Below are 13,842 nucleotides of genomic sequence, written 5' to 3' on the forward strand. Positions count from 1 at the left end.
TATTCCGTTACGCGAGGTCCACATGAAGCCAGAAGTCTTGCAACTCAGCCCGATCCTGATTCCCGAAATCAACGCCCGGCTGGATGAGCTGTTTACCATCAGACGTTACTTCGAGCAGACCGACAAACCCGCCTATTTGCAGGAACACGCCGCGAACATTCGTGGCGTGATCACCGGCGGGCATACCGGAATCAGCCAGGCCTTGATGGCCCGGTTGCCCAGACTGGAAGTGGTGGCGGTCAACGGCGTGGGCACCGATGCGGTGGATCTGGCTTACGCCAGGGATCGCGGAATCCGCGTGAGCACGACTGTTGGCGCATTGACCGAAGATGTCGCCGACCTGGCCATCGGATTGTTGATTGCCGTGTGTCGGGGACTTTGTACCAGTGATCGTTATGTGCGTTCGGGCCAATGGCCCCATAGTGCAACACCGTTGGCGCCGTTGCCGTTGGCCCGTCAGGTGTCCGGCATGCGCATCGGCATCGTCGGCATGGGCCGGGTCGGCCGTGCGGTGGCGACCCGAGCCGCGGCGTTCGGTTGCCCGATCAGCTACACCGATTTGCAGCCGATGAGCGACGTGAACCACACCTTCGTCGCCGATCTGAAGCAATTGGCCCGCGACAGTGATGCATTGATTCTCGCGGCCGCCGCCGACAAGGCGGAAGCCATCATCAATGCCCAGGTGCTGCAAGCACTGGGCAAGGACGGCTATCTGATCAACGTGGCCCGCGGCAAGCTGATCAACGAGGTCGATCTGCTGGCGGCGCTTGCCGCTGGGGAGATCGCCGGTGCGGCGCTGGATGTATTCGTCGATGAGCCGAACGTTCCCGAGGCATTGTTTGGCAACGAGCAAGTGGTACTGCAACCGCATCGCGCCAGCGCAACGCTTCAGACCCGCACGCGAATGGGGGAAATGGTGGTGGCGAGCCTGGTGGACAGTTTCTCCGGGACAAGCGTCAAATCCTTGTTGCCCTGCAAGTACGGCTGATACACCACCAGGTCGTGCCCCTCGAACGACGAACCTGGCGTTGGCACGCCTCGGACGTCGACATAACCTTGCGATGCAAACAGCCCCACCGGCCAGCGGGCAATGCGTCGGGCAATCAGATCGGGATTGTCCGGGCGGGTATTGCGCACGGCAATGTCCGCTTCACGCTTCGCCAGGCTGATTATCTGAGTAGACGCATCCAGTTGAACCCGGATGTCCGGATGCTTTTCGTGCAAACGCGCCACCGCCGGAATCAGGAAGTCGATGGCCAGGGAATCGGTGGTACTGACTCGAACGATGCCGGTCAGCCGGTCGTCGAGTCCGTCAATCTGCCGCTCCAGTTCCAGCGCGCAATGCTCCATCTTTTCCACTGACTGCAACGCCGCTTCACCGACCGCCGTCAGTGCGTATCCCTCGGAGGTCCGCAGGAAAAGCGTTGCACCCAGGGACTTTTCCAGCGCCACGATCCGTCGACCGACCGTTACTGTCAGGCATTGCCGGTGGCGCGATCATGGTGCTGGTGGCCGCGACGGTGTTGCCTCATGTACCGGCATCGCGTAAAGGCCTGGCCAGTGGCGCGATCTTCCTTGGTCGCGCCACGGTGTCGTTCGCCACGTTCCAGGCCGTGGCCGGGTTTGCCTACTCGGCGCTGTTCAACGCCAGCGGCGGTAATCATGCCCTCCTGTTCGTCTTCGCATGCGCGGCCATCGTCTTCGCGCTGCTCCTGGAACAGGCTATGCGCCTGCTGAACTATCGAGCATCAACGTTTCAGTTTTCCTTTATGAAATCCACAAACGCTCTCAGCGGCGAGGGCAGGTAGCGGCGTCCGGAATAGTAGAGAAAGGGTCCGCTAAAACTCTGCCGCCATGGCTCAAGCACCGGTTCCAGCGCGCCACTATCAAGATAAGGTCGCAACCAGTCCTCGAACAGGTAGACAACGCCCAGACCATCTATTGCCGCCTGCACCGCCAACTCCATCGCGCCCCCCACATTGACCACCAATGGGCCGGTCGGGTCGACGCGAACCGTTTCGTCGCCACGTTCGTAAACCCAAAGCGGCATCGCCCCACTGGGGAACTTGCCACGCAAGCAGGCATGTTCAAGCAGATCTCGCGGGTGCTCGGGCCGGCCTCTGGCGTCCAGATAGGCGGGTGAGGCCGCCGTCGCGAAACGTTGAAAACGCGGCCCGATGGGAATTGCAATCATGTCCTGTTCGAGACGTTCCTCATAACGAATCCCTGCGTCACAACCCGCCGCGAGCATGTCGACAAAACTTTCTTCAATGACCACCTCCAGGGTGATGTCGGGATAGGTCTGCAGGAAGGGCGTGATAATCGACGGCAGCACCAGGCGCGCGGCGCTGACGGGCACGTTCAGCTTGAGCGTGCCCGACGGCCTGTCGCGAAAATCGTTGACCACATCCAGCGCCGCCGCCACTTCGTCGAGTGCCGGCACGATGCGCTCCATCAAGCGCGTACCGGCCTCTGTCGGCACGACACTGCGGGTCGTGCGATTGAGCAAGCGCACCCCCAGCCGGGCTTCCATGCGCCGAACCGCGTCGCTGAGGCTTGAAGCCGACTTGCCGCTCACGCGCCCTCCTTCTCGAAAACCACCGGCTTTCACCACGGCCATAAAGGCCAGCAAGTCTTGCATATCCGTCGTCATTGTTCGCTCCAGCGTACAGCCTGTGCAGATTACGCATGATTATCAGTAAGACGGTCAATGCCTATAGTGGACCATCACCCGCGATCTACCGAGGCGCAAGATATGAGCGATATCACTCAAGCAGGCAGTTTTTTACTGGGCACCCGGTCCGTCAACCGCATGGGCTACGGCGCGATGCAGTTGGCTGGCCCTGGGGTCTTCGGCCCGCCCAAGGATCCCGAGTCGGCCATCGCGGTGCTACGCGAAGCCCTGGCCGCGGGGGTGAACCACATTGATACTGCGGACTTCTACGGCCCGCATGTCACCAACCAATTGATCCGCGAAGCGCTTCATCCGTACGCCAGTGACCTGGTAATCGTGACCAAAGTGGGCGCCGCACGCGGTCCCGACGCGTCCTGGATTCCCGCGCAAAGCCCCGCCGAATTGACCCAGGCAGTGCATGACAATCTGCGCAATCTTCAGTTGGACGTTCTGGACGTAGTGAATTTTCGCGCTATGGGAGCCGTGCAGTCGCCTACGGAAGGCTCCATTGAAGAACAAATCAGTGTGCTTGCCGAACTGCAGCAGCAAGGCCTTATCCGCCACCTGGGCTTGAGCAATGTCACCGAGACGCAGGTCAGGCAGGCTCAAGGGATCGCCCGGATAGTTTGCGTGCAGAATCATTACAACCTGTCGCATCGGCAGGATGAGCCCCTCATCGCTGAGCTGGGCAGGCAGGGCATCGCGTATGTACCGTTTTTCCCGATGGGCGGATTCACGCCACTTCAGTCGAAAACCCTGTCGGACGTCGCAAAACGGCTGGATGCTTTACCGATGCGTGTTGCACTGGCGTGGCTGCTACAGCGAGCGCCGAACATCCTGTTGATTCCAGGAACCTCGTCCGTCGAGCATCTCAGGGAGAACCTGGCGGCGAGTGAGCTGGTCATTGATCAGGACCTGCTGACTGAGCTGGAAGCCACCTAGCCAGGCAAGGACACGCAGGGCAGACGAGGCTGGCATACCGGCCAGCCCCGCCATCCACGCGGATCAAAGTCCTCCGGATAACCAGGTCGTTGATCGCGCTCACGTTGCGATTGATATCCTCGGAAACCGCGCTCTGCTCCTGGGCGAAAGCGGATATTAGAACCAGGTTTCCATCTGTATGCCGTATTGCCATACCCCCCCGGCGCCGAAATCAGTTTTGCCAAAGGCGTCCGAGGTACTGTATTTGTCCAGGTCCGAAGACCAGTTCATATAGCTTGCGAATACTCGTAACTCAGGACGCGTGAGAAGGTCTCCAACATCGGGCTTGAAGGTCGGCGCGACAGTAAATTTCCAGAAGTTGCCGTTGACCGCATTACGTTGTAGATAGGCCTTGGGATCGAGGTTCATGGTTTGCCAGCTCAGTTCGTAGGCCATCTCGAAATTGCTATTGATTTCGTTGGCCAAACGCATGTTCAGGGTCAGCCAGCGATAGTCGTCACCCTTGACGTATCTATTCCTGCTTTGTTCGGCCAGCAAGCTGGGGCCGATGCGCCAGCCCGGCGCAACGGGGGTCTCGCCGAAAAGCGCCAGGCGCAGAGTACGGGCATCGCTGATCAGTTCGCCATCTGAACCGATATTCTTGACCTCCGCCCCCAAACCTTGCCCATAGAGCAGCGCCGTCTTGAAGAAGCCTTCCCTGCCGAAAAAGTTTTTCTGGTGATTGGCCAACATGCTGTGCAAACCGGAATCCGCTGGCGACAGCCCCGCCGCATTGGTGCGGGTACCGAAATCGTTATTCTTTGCGCCGATGGAATTGAACATCCACTGCCACTGACCGTCATCGAAGAACTGGTTGGAGGTCAGGATGTAGCTTTGCACCTTTGCATCAATACCGGCCTGACTGAAATCCCCGTAACTACGCCCGATCAAGGAATAGTTCGAGCGCCAATTCTTGTTCATCTGCATATCGTAGATCCCTCCTCCGGTGCCCGCCAGAAAGACCACATCCGAGTCCAACCAGTGGATGTCGAAGTTATCTCGATCAAATCGCTTACCGGCCCACAGGGTGGAGTTCTCGAACACTGAGTTGCCCTTGAACGCGGCGATATGGTCGAGTTCCGTGAAGACCTGACGCACGTTCAACTTGCTTTCGGTGGCCGTCCAGTCATTGGCACTCTCCACACCGTCGGCGATGGAGACCGTGAATTTGGAGCGGGTACCGTTTTGCGCATAGATTTCCTTCGACAGGTCCATGCGCATGTAGGTGTCGTCTTCATTACCGAGGCGCCCGACGGCACCACCCACTGAACCGGCCGGGGTGGTATAGGGCCCGCCCCGACCGCCACCTAACCCATCGCCAATCAGCAATCCGGAACGGGCGTAGCCTTTGAAGCTGAATCCGTCAGTGAGATGTTCAGTACCGCCCTGCTTTTCCAGGCTCTGCTGATGGGCTTCGAGTTTTTCCACCCGGGCATCCAAAGTAGACGGCGCCGCAATGGCGGCCACAGTGGGCGTAGCGGGCTGCAAGGTGGGATTGGCGAGTCTGATCTGCTGCAATTCCCTCGCAAGCGCCTGGGTTTGCAGCTCGGCTGCCGCTGCACGCTTTTCCGCAGCGCTTGCGCGGGCTTCAAACGCGCTCATGCGCTCTTCCAGAGTATCGGCCTGGGTGATAGCCGCCGATGTGCCGAGCACGCCTGCGAGTAGCCAGCTTGATGCTTTCTGCATTTGGATTTCCTGTCTTGTTTTTATGGTTTTGCGCGAATGGCCAGTTTTTTCCGTGAATCGAGAATTGTCCGGATCGCGGAAAAAAGGATGCCAGATCTCAAATACGCTGCTACATTGGCGATGGTAACGTTAACTTTTATAAAAACAAAAATAAAGAGGACTCTATGAAACAGCTGAAAACTCTCCTTCCAGCCGCTCTGCTCACCATCTGCGCAGCGCTTCCATCCCTCTCAACCGCAGCCGACTTGACTATCTCGTGCGGTGCGGTGGGCGCGGAATTACAACTCTGCAAGGAGGCTGTCGAGGCGTGGTCGAAACAGACTGGGCATAACGTCGAGGTGGTTTCCACGCCTAACTCGGCGACCGAAAGGTTGTCTTTTTACCAACAGATCCTCAGCGCACAGTCCGCCGACATCGACATTATCCAAATCGATATGGTGTGGCCGGGGATGCTGGCCAATCATCTGATGGACCTGCGCGAGGTGCTTCCAGCCGGCGCTACCCAAGGCTACTTCCAGTCACAGGTGGATAACGCCACGGTGAATGGACGACTGGTGACGATGCCCTGGTTCACCGACTCGGGTCTGCTGTATTACCGCAAGGACTTGCTCGACAAGTACAACAAGCAGGTGCCCCAGACCTGGGAGGAAATGACCGCTGTCGCCAGAGAGATTCAACAGGCCGAGCGGAACGCCGGAAACCCCAATATGTGGGGCTACCTATTTCAAGGGCGCGCCTACGAGGGTCTGACGTGTAATGCACTGGAGTGGATCAGCAGCCAACCCGAAGGTGGGTTGGTCAATCCACAAGGCGACATCGTGATCAACCGCCAGGCCTCAAGGACAGCTTTGGCCCTGGCGAAAAGCTGGGTAGGAGACATCGCCCCGCGTGGCGTACTCAATTACACCGAGGAAGAAGGACGTGGCGTATTTCAATCGGGAAATGCGCTGTTCATGCGTAACTGGCCTTATGTCTGGGCCCTGGTACAAAGCCAGGACAGTGCAGTAAAAGATAAGGTCGGGGTCGCTCCCCTGCCCAAAGGCGGCACGACCGGCACGCATGCATCCACCCTTGGCGGTTGGGGTCTGGCGGTGTCACGTTACAGCGCCCATCCAAAGCTTGCCGCAGAGTTGGTGACCTATCTGACCAGTGCGCAGCAGCAAAAACATCGTGCTCTGGCAGGCGGCTATAACCCGGTTATCGAATCGCTCTATCAAGATCCCGAACTGCTCACGGCAATGCCTTATTACAGCCAACTCCATAGCATTCTCAACGATGGGGTCATGCGCCCCGCATCGATAACCGCCGAGCGCTATCCACGGGTCTCCAATGCGTTTTTTGACCGAGTGCATGGTGTGCTGGCGGGCGAACTGCCTGTCGATCAGGCGCTGGCCGAGCTGGAAAGCGAGCTCACTGGCATCAAACGCCGGAACTGGTAAGCCACAAGGAAGGAAATCACCATGTCTGTCTCTTCTACTCATGCACCCTGCGACAAGAGCCTCCCGGCCAGGGAAACACCCGTGCAAAGCCGACGCGTACGCGCCGCCTGGCTGTTCCTGACACCGATGCTGATCTGTCTGGCCCTGGTGGCAGCCTGGCCGCTACTACGGACATTCTGGTTCAGCCTCACCGACGCCAGCCTGGCGGATCCCCGCGGCGGCACCTTCGTCGGCTTGAGCAATTATCTGTTCTACAACGGTGCCAACTGGTCGGGCATTCTGGTCGACCCACAATGGTGGAACGCTGTACGCAACACGTTGCATTTCACGGTGGTTTCGGTGGGATTGGAAGTCGTACTGGGCCTATGGGTGGCTTTGCTGTTGAACACCAAGTTCAGCGGACGCGCCCTGGTACGTGCGTTGATTCTGATTCCGTGGGCGATTCCTACGATTGTCTCAGCGAAGATCTGGTCATGGATGCTTAACGACCAGTTCGGCATCATCAATCACCTGATGCTAAGCCTCGGCATGATTGATGTGCCCCTGGCCTGGACGGCAGACGCTGATCTGTCGATGTGGGCGGTCATCATTGTCGATGTCTGGAAGACCGTACCTTTTGTCACGCTGCTGATGCTTGCTGCCTTGCAGATGTTGCCGAGCGATTGCTACGAAGCCGCCAGGGTCGATGGCATTCACCCGCTGAAAGTATTCTGGCGTGTCACGCTTCCCCTGTTGATGCCCGCGTTGCTGGTGGCGGCGATCTTCCGCATCCTCGACTCCCTGCGGGTATTCGACGTTATCTACGTGCTGACCTCGAACGCTTCGAGCACCATGAGCATGTCTGTCTATGCCCGCCAGCACCTGGTGGAGTTCCAGGACGTTGGCTACGGCAGCGCCGCCTCGACACTGCTGTTTCTGGTCGTGGCAGTGATCGCCATGCTTTATCTCTATCTCGGACGCCATCAACTGGAGGTCCGCTCATGATCCCGCGCCTATTCAAAAAAGCACTGTTGCGCCTCGGATTCTGGTGTCTGATCGGGGTTCTGCTGCTGTATGCGGTCTTCCCTTTCTATTACGCCATAGTGACTTCGCTGAAACCCTCCAGTGCATTGTTCGAGGTGAGCTATTGGATCGATCGCCCCGACTTCTCCAACTATGCGGCGGTGCTCCAGCAAGCCTCGTTCTTGCGGGCTATCGGTAACTCGCTGGTGGTTGCGGTCTGTGTGGTGGCCCTGGCGCTGTTCCTCAGCCTGACCGCCGCCTATGCCTTGGGCAGGGTAAAGTTTCGCGGGCGCGGCACCGTATTGATGTTGGTCCTTGGCGTTTCCATGTTTCCCCAGGTCGCCGTGCTTTCCGGGCTGTTCGAGGTCATCCGCGCGCTGGGCCTATACAACACTTCCTGGGCGCTGATCCTGAGCTACACCATTTTCACCCTGCCCTTCACCGTCTGGGTACTGACCACCTTCATGGGGCAACTGCCCCATGAGTTGGAAGAAGCAGCCATCATGGATGGCGCTTCGCCCTGGGTCACACTTACCCGGGTGCTGTTGCCGCTGCTCTGGCCAGCACTGGTCACCACTGGTTTGTTGGCCTTCATCGCTGCCTGGAATGAGTTTCTTTTTGCCCTGACCTTCACCCTGACAGACCCGCAACGCACGGTGCCGGTCGCCATCGCCTTGATTTCCGGCGGGAGCCCGCATGAGTTGCCCTGGGGGCTGTTGATGGCCGCATCGGTGCTGGTCACCGTCCCACTGGTGATTCTGGTGCTGATCTTCCAGCGCCGAATCGTTTCCGGTCTCACTACCGGCGCGCTAAAGGGTTGATGCCCAACAAATACAAGGAACAGCATCGTGATCAAGTTGAAGCTAGACAACGTGAACAAACAATTGGGCGGCATGCGGATTCTGCGTGATGTCAGCCTGGAGATCGCTGCGGGTGAATTCGTGGTTTTCGTTGGCCCTTCGGGCTGTGGAAAGTCGACCCTGCTGCGACTGATCGCCGGATTGGATTCGATCTGCGACGGTAACCTGCTGATCGACGGGCGTCGGGTCAACGACCTGGAACCGTGCGAACGAGGCGTCGGCATGGTGTTTCAGTCTTATGCGCTGTACCCGCACATGAGTGTCTACGACAACATCAGTTTTGGTCTCAAACTGGCCAAGCTTGAAAAACGCAGCCTGCGCGAACGCGTGCTGAAAACTGCCCAAATCCTGCAACTGGACACACTGCTGCAACGCAAGCCAAAGGAACTGTCTGGAGGCCAGCGTCAGCGTGTGGCAATGGGCCGGGCCATGGCGCGGGAACCGGACATTTTGTTGTTCGATGAGCCGCTGTCCAACCTGGATGCCTCCCTGCGGGTACAGATGCGCAATGAAATCGCCAGGCTGCATGATCGGCTGGGTTCGACCATGATCTACGTCACCCACGATCAGGTTGAAGCGATGACCCTGGCCGACAAAATTGTCGTGCTCAACGGCGGTCGCGTAGAGCAGATCGGTTCACCACGCGAACTTTATGAGCGCCCGGCCAGCCGCTTTGTGGCCGGTTTTCTGGGTTCGCCCAGAATGAACTTTCTTGCAGCGCGCCTGCTTACCCCAGGCGAAAACAGCCTGGTCGAATCCCCTGTATTGGGTATGACGCCCCTGCCCTTCGACAGCTCGAACCTGGCGGCGGACACCCTGCTTAGCCTGGGGATTCGCCCAGAACACGTGTCGCTCACGGCGGCAGAGGGTAGCGCCGGCGTCACCGTGACCGGGGTCGAGTACCTGGGCAGCGAAACTTATGTGCACCTCGACACCGGTCAGGACGAGCCACTGATCTGTCGTTGCGAGGTCAACGCCGGATGGCAATCAGGCGATCGGGTCGAGCTGCAGCTGGATATCGGCAACCTGCACTTGTTCAACTCCGACGGCACGGCCTTGGTACGCCGCGCACTAGCCATTGAAACTCTGCCAGATGGCGCCCCCCTGCATTCCGTACGAGCAGGCGCCCTATGACCTTGTCTTTGAATACCCTGAGCGATCCAATGTCTGCCTCTCTTGACCTCGCACAGCGTGCGCTGAGTGACGGCCTGTCTCGCGTCATCCACGATTATCGTCCCGGCTATCATCTTGCCCCCCAAGCGGGCTGGATGAACGACCCTAACGGGGTGGTGTACTTTCGTGGCGAATATCACGTTTTCTATCAGCACAACCCTTTCGAGGCGAAATGGGGCCCTATGTATTGGGGACATGCCAAGAGTACCGATCTGATCCATTGGCAGCACCTGCCCATTGCGCTGGCGCCCGGCGATGACTTCGACCGTGACGGTTGTTTTTCCGGTAGCGCGGTGGTGTGTGAAGAGTCCTTGGTGCTGATCTACACCGGACATACCTGGCTGGGGGAAGTGGGTGACGAAGGCTCTATCCGTCAAGTGCAGTGCCTGGCCACCAGTATCGATGGTATCCATTTCACCAAGCATGGCGCGGTCATCGATACCCCGCCGCAAGACACCATCATGCATTTTCGTGACCCCAAGGTATGGAAGGAGGATGACGGCTGGTATCTGATTGCCGGCGCACGCCTGGGCGCTGTGCCAATGCTGCCGCTGTACCGCTCCGCGGATCTGCACAACTGGGAGTTCCTTGCCTATGTGTCCAGCGGCAACGAGGGCGATGGCTATATGTGGGAATGCCCGGATCTGTTTCGACTGAACGGACAGGATGTACTGCTTTACTCCCCCCAGGGCATGCAGCCCCAAGGTTACGAACGGCTTAACAAGTACCAGACCGGTTATCGAGTCGGCCGACTCGACAGCAAATGGCACTTCAATGGCGGGCCTTTTATCGAACTGGATAACGGCCACGATTTCTATGCCGCGCAAACGCAACTGGCCGCCGATGGTCGGCGCCTTGTATGGGCCTGGCTCGACATGTGGGAAAGCCCGATGCCAAGCACCGTCCATCACTGGTGCGGCATGCTCGGTTTGCCGCGTGAACTTGAACTATGCGCCGATCGCCTTTGCGTCTATCCGGTACGGGAGCTCACGGCTCTACGCAAGGCCCCCTTTGCGAGCACACCCTGGTGGGATGAGTCGGGAACCCGGCGGGTACCGGAGGTGAATGGCGACATGCTCGAAATCCATGTGCATCTGGATCTGCTCGGTCGCACTGAAGGCCAACTGGGAATCGCCTTGCGTTGCAGCGACGATGGCCACGAAGAAACCCGGCTCTACTACGATGCGTTGCTGCAGCGTCTGGTGCTTGACCGTAGCCACTCAGGAGCGCAAGTCACAGGTCAACGCAGCGTGTCGATAGACCGGACACAAGAGCGACTGGAACTGCGTGTGTTCCTCGATCGCTCGTCCATCGAGGTGTTCGACGAAAACGGGCGCTTCACCCTCAGTAGTCGCCTCTATCCGCAGCCCGATAGTTTGGGCGTGAAGCTTTTCGCAAGCGGCAATGGCGGGCGTGTCTGCATTCCCAGGGCATGGCCTCTCGCCTCGGGATGGGCGTGAACGGCGTCATTCAGTCGCGAGAAGTCCGGGTCATGTGTCATGATTATCCGTCAACCTGACCGGTCCCGCCTCGCATGACTTCAGTGAAAGACGTTGCACAGCTGGCCGGCGTGTCCCTGATGACGGTTTCTCGAGCGCTCAACAACCCGGAAAAACTGAGCCCCGAAACCTACCAGCGGGTCCGTCGCGCCATTGATGAACTGCAATTCGTACCTAGCCTGTCGGCACGCAGGATTCGGGGCGACAACCTCCTGACGCGAACCATCGGTGTGTTCGCGCTGGATACCGCGACCACCCCCTTCGCCGTCGAGCTCCTGCTGTCCATCGAACAGACCGCGCAGCAAGCGGGCTGGAATGTATTTATCCTCAACCTGTTAAGCAACCCGCCCACCGACCAGAACATCGACCTGATGTTGTCGCACCGCCCGGACGGGTTGATCTTCAGCGCCATGGGTTTACGCCAGGTGAGCATTCCCGAGCGTTTGAAGAGCAAGCCCCTGGTCCTCGCCAATTGCCTGGCGGATGACAGTCGCCTCGTCAGTTATGTCCCGGACGACGAAACAGGGCAGTATCGCGCCGTACATTACGCGTTGAGCCAAGGCTATCGGCGCCCGCTGTGTATCAATCTGCCGAAACAGAGCCTGGCCTGGGGACTGCGACAAAAAGGCCTGCTAGATGCCTGTCGGACATTCGGGCTGGCCCCGGACGCACTCCTGCAATACGACCTCTCCAATCATGACGCCTATGATGAAACCGCGGCGATCCTCGATCGACATATCGTTGATGGCCGCCCCCAATTCGACATTCTGATCTGTGGCAACGATCGCATCGCATTTTGTGCTTATCAGGTGCTGTTGGGCTGCGGTTTGAAGATTCCCAATGATGTCGCCGTACTCGGCTACGACAACATGATCGGTATCGCCGAACTATTCATCCCCCCGCTGACCACGGTGCAACTGCCCTACTACGAGATTGGTCGCAATGCTACCCGGCACCTGATCGAGGCCCTTGAGGTATCGGGAGCCCAGCAAGTTGATTGTCCATTGGTGGTCAGGGCCTCGCTATGAGGCGTTGACGGCTCTGCAAATGGCTGCTCCGGTCAATGCAATGACACAGCCTTTGCATTCCACGCAACAGTGATTTGCCATTTGCGGAATAGATAGCACCCTAATAAAAAGCGCATGCTAGAGGGCTGGGATCGGATTGATATCATTCCGAATGATAGTTACCTTCGCTTCATTCGATTCGTCTGAAACCGGCCCTCACAGCATGATCCGCCCATCTCAATAGATTGGCGGACTCCCCCCATGGAACAGTCACTTAAACTTTTGCGCTTTCCTTTGGCTGCCTTGGCAGTCGTAGTGATGAGTGCTTGCGGTAAAGCGCCCGTGGCGGCAGGTGGTGCAATGCCGGCGGCCAAGGTCAGCGTGGCCAAGGTCATTGAACAACCGGTCAACGAATGGGACGAGTTCACCGGACGCCTCGAAGCCCCGGAAACCGTCGAGATCCGTCCGCGCGTATCGGGCCAGATCGACTCAGTCGCCTTCACTGAAGGCGCACTGGTGAAGAAAGGCGACCTGCTATTCCAGATCGACCCACGCCCCTACCAGGCTGAAGTCCATCGTCTCGAAGCCCAACTGCAACAAGCCCGCGCCAGCGCCAGCCGCAGCGCCAACGAGGCTGAGCGCGGCAAGCGCCTGTTGAGCAGCAATGCGATTTCCGCCGAACTGGCCGACACCCGCAGCAGCTCCGCCCAGGAATCCAAGGCCGCGGTCGACGCCACCCAGGCGCAGCTGGACCTGGCAAAACTGAACCTGAGCTTCACCCGTGTCACCGCCCCGATCAGCGGCCGCGTCAGCCGTGCCGAAATCACCGCCGGCAACATTGTCAGTGCCGATGTCACGGCGCTGACCAGCGTGGTTTCCACCGACAAGGTCTACGCCTACTTCGACGCCGACGAGCGGGTCTACCTCAAATACACCCAGCTCGCGCGCCAGGGCAAACGTGGCCAGAGCACCCCGGTATACCTTGGCCTGTCCAACGAAACCGGCAACCCGCACCTGGGCCAGATGAACTTCGTCGACAACCAGGTCAACCCCAAGACCGGCACCATTCGCGGTCGCGCGGTGTTCGACAACAGCGACGGCGCCTACACCCCAGGCCTGTATGCACGCCTGAAGCTGGTCGGCAGTGGCACCTACGCCGCCGTGCTGATCAACGACGAAGCCGTGGGCACCGACCTTGGCAAGAAATTCGTGCTGGTCATGGACGCCGACAAGAAGACCGTTTACCGCTCGGTCGAGCTGGGTCCGAAAATCGAAGGGTTGCGCATCGTGCGTAGCGGCCTGAACAAGGATGACACCATCATCGTCAAGGGCCTGCAACGTGTTCGTCCGGGTTCGCCGGTGGATCCGGAAGTGATCCCGATGGCCTCCAAGGAAACCCTCGCGGCCCTGGCCCTACAAAAACAAGCCCTGGAAGCCAGCAACCTGCCCCAGGTCACGCCCGCCAAGAGCGTACCGGCACCGGCTGCCAAGCTGGCCGTTGCGACTCCACGCGGTTAAGGG

General features: G+C 58.9%; 11 protein-coding genes and 2 pseudogenes. 10 read left to right on the forward strand and 3 right to left on the reverse strand.

Going from position 1 to position 13,842, the window contains the following annotated elements; all coding sequences use genetic code 11:
• The first annotated feature begins 22 nt into the window (after positions 1-22).
• The gene (locus AC07VG_RS24745) at positions 23-988 is read left to right on the forward strand and encodes a 2-hydroxyacid dehydrogenase (protein ID WP_495022040.1); all 966 of its coding nucleotides are present in this window, start codon (positions 23-25) and stop codon (positions 986-988) included.
• Here AC07VG_RS24745 and AC07VG_RS24750 read toward each other — a convergent pair.
• A pseudogene (locus AC07VG_RS24750) lies at positions 910-1,470 on the reverse strand (LysR family transcriptional regulator); the annotation flags it as partial. The gene AC07VG_RS24745 and the pseudogene AC07VG_RS24750 sit on opposite strands and share 79 nt — an antisense overlap.
• A gap of 110 nt (positions 1,471-1,580) precedes the next feature.
• Between AC07VG_RS24750 and AC07VG_RS24755 the strand changes: the two are divergent.
• A pseudogene (locus AC07VG_RS24755) lies at positions 1,581-1,808 on the forward strand (hypothetical protein); the annotation flags it as partial.
• On the opposite strand, the gene AC07VG_RS24760 reads toward AC07VG_RS24755, so the two are convergent.
• Positions 1,757-2,653: a LysR family transcriptional regulator gene (locus AC07VG_RS24760; protein WP_495022041.1), complete on the reverse strand. Its 897-nt coding sequence runs from the start codon at positions 2,651-2,653 to the stop codon at positions 1,757-1,759. The pseudogene AC07VG_RS24755 and the gene AC07VG_RS24760 sit on opposite strands and share 52 nt — an antisense overlap.
• A gap of 102 nt (positions 2,654-2,755) precedes the next feature.
• Here AC07VG_RS24760 and AC07VG_RS24765 point away from each other — a divergent pair, with 102 nt between their 5' ends.
• Positions 2,756-3,616 carry an aldo/keto reductase family oxidoreductase gene (locus tag AC07VG_RS24765; RefSeq protein WP_495002548.1) on the forward strand — a complete coding sequence of 287 codons (861 nt, stop codon included), beginning with the start codon at positions 2,756-2,758 and terminating at the stop codon, positions 3,614-3,616.
• A 156-nt stretch (positions 3,617-3,772) separates the two neighbouring features.
• Here AC07VG_RS24765 and AC07VG_RS24770 read toward each other — a convergent pair whose 3' ends face one another.
• Positions 3,773-5,341: a carbohydrate porin gene (locus tag AC07VG_RS24770; RefSeq protein WP_495002547.1), complete on the reverse strand. Its 1,569-nt coding sequence runs from the start codon at positions 5,339-5,341 to the stop codon at positions 3,773-3,775.
• A gap of 164 nt (positions 5,342-5,505) precedes the next feature.
• Between AC07VG_RS24770 and AC07VG_RS24775 the strand changes: the two genes are divergently transcribed.
• The 7 genes from AC07VG_RS24775 (at position 5,506) to mexE (ending at position 13,839) form a co-directional block, all read left to right on the forward strand.
• Positions 5,506-6,780, forward strand: a complete 1,275-nt coding sequence (locus tag AC07VG_RS24775; protein ID WP_495022042.1) for an ABC transporter substrate-binding protein — start codon at positions 5,506-5,508, stop codon at positions 6,778-6,780.
• A gap of 21 nt (positions 6,781-6,801) precedes the next feature.
• Entirely contained in the window at positions 6,802-7,764 is a 963-nt protein-coding gene (locus AC07VG_RS24780; RefSeq protein WP_495022043.1) for a carbohydrate ABC transporter permease, read from the forward strand.
• Entirely contained in the window at positions 7,761-8,603 is an 843-nt protein-coding gene (locus AC07VG_RS24785; RefSeq protein WP_495002544.1) for a carbohydrate ABC transporter permease, read from the forward strand. The genes AC07VG_RS24780 and AC07VG_RS24785 overlap by 4 nt, the downstream gene beginning before the upstream one ends.
• Before the next feature lie 27 nt (positions 8,604-8,630).
• Positions 8,631-9,776 (forward strand): ABC transporter ATP-binding protein, encoded by a 1,146-nt coding sequence (locus AC07VG_RS24790; protein ID WP_495002543.1) that lies wholly within the window; start codon positions 8,631-8,633, stop codon positions 9,774-9,776.
• On the forward strand, positions 9,773-11,275 hold the full coding sequence (locus AC07VG_RS24795) for a glycoside hydrolase family 32 protein (protein WP_495022044.1): 1,503 nt from the start codon (positions 9,773-9,775) through the stop codon (positions 11,273-11,275). The genes AC07VG_RS24790 and AC07VG_RS24795 overlap by 4 nt, the downstream gene beginning before the upstream one ends.
• A 74-nt stretch (positions 11,276-11,349) precedes the next feature.
• Positions 11,350-12,342: a LacI family DNA-binding transcriptional regulator gene (locus AC07VG_RS24800; RefSeq protein WP_495002541.1), complete on the forward strand. Its 993-nt coding sequence runs from the start codon at positions 11,350-11,352 to the stop codon at positions 12,340-12,342.
• A 240-nt stretch (positions 12,343-12,582) separates the two neighbouring features.
• Positions 12,583-13,839 (forward strand): multidrug efflux RND transporter periplasmic adaptor subunit MexE, encoded by a 1,257-nt coding sequence (gene mexE / locus AC07VG_RS24805; protein WP_495022045.1) that lies wholly within the window; start codon positions 12,583-12,585, stop codon positions 13,837-13,839.
• Positions 13,840-13,842 lie beyond the last annotated feature (3 nt).

The sequence above is a fragment of the Pseudomonas sp. GW821-FHT03C07 genome (assembly GCF_059420925.1).

What these genes read in the sequence shown, in the direction of transcription:
- AC07VG_RS24745 (WP_495022040.1), top strand. Translation starts at nt 23, where the DNA reads ATGAAGCCAGAAGTCTTGCAACTCAGCCCGATCCTGATTCCCGAAATC.
- AC07VG_RS24760 (WP_495022041.1), bottom strand. Translation starts at nt 2,653, where the DNA reads ATGACGACGGATATGCAAGACTTGCTGGCCTTTATGGCCGTGGTGAAA.
- AC07VG_RS24765 (WP_495002548.1), top strand. Translation starts at nt 2,756, where the DNA reads ATGAGCGATATCACTCAAGCAGGCAGTTTTTTACTGGGCACCCGGTCC.
- AC07VG_RS24770 (WP_495002547.1), bottom strand. Translation starts at nt 5,341, where the DNA reads ATGCAGAAAGCATCAAGCTGGCTACTCGCAGGCGTGCTCGGCACATCG.
- AC07VG_RS24775 (WP_495022042.1), top strand. Translation starts at nt 5,506, where the DNA reads ATGAAACAGCTGAAAACTCTCCTTCCAGCCGCTCTGCTCACCATCTGC.
- AC07VG_RS24780 (WP_495022043.1), top strand. Translation starts at nt 6,802, where the DNA reads ATGTCTGTCTCTTCTACTCATGCACCCTGCGACAAGAGCCTCCCGGCC.
- AC07VG_RS24785 (WP_495002544.1), top strand. Translation starts at nt 7,761, where the DNA reads ATGATCCCGCGCCTATTCAAAAAAGCACTGTTGCGCCTCGGATTCTGG.
- AC07VG_RS24795 (WP_495022044.1), top strand. Translation starts at nt 9,773, where the DNA reads ATGACCTTGTCTTTGAATACCCTGAGCGATCCAATGTCTGCCTCTCTT.
- AC07VG_RS24800 (WP_495002541.1), top strand. Translation starts at nt 11,350, where the DNA reads ATGACTTCAGTGAAAGACGTTGCACAGCTGGCCGGCGTGTCCCTGATG.
- mexE (WP_495022045.1), top strand. Translation starts at nt 12,583, where the DNA reads ATGGAACAGTCACTTAAACTTTTGCGCTTTCCTTTGGCTGCCTTGGCA.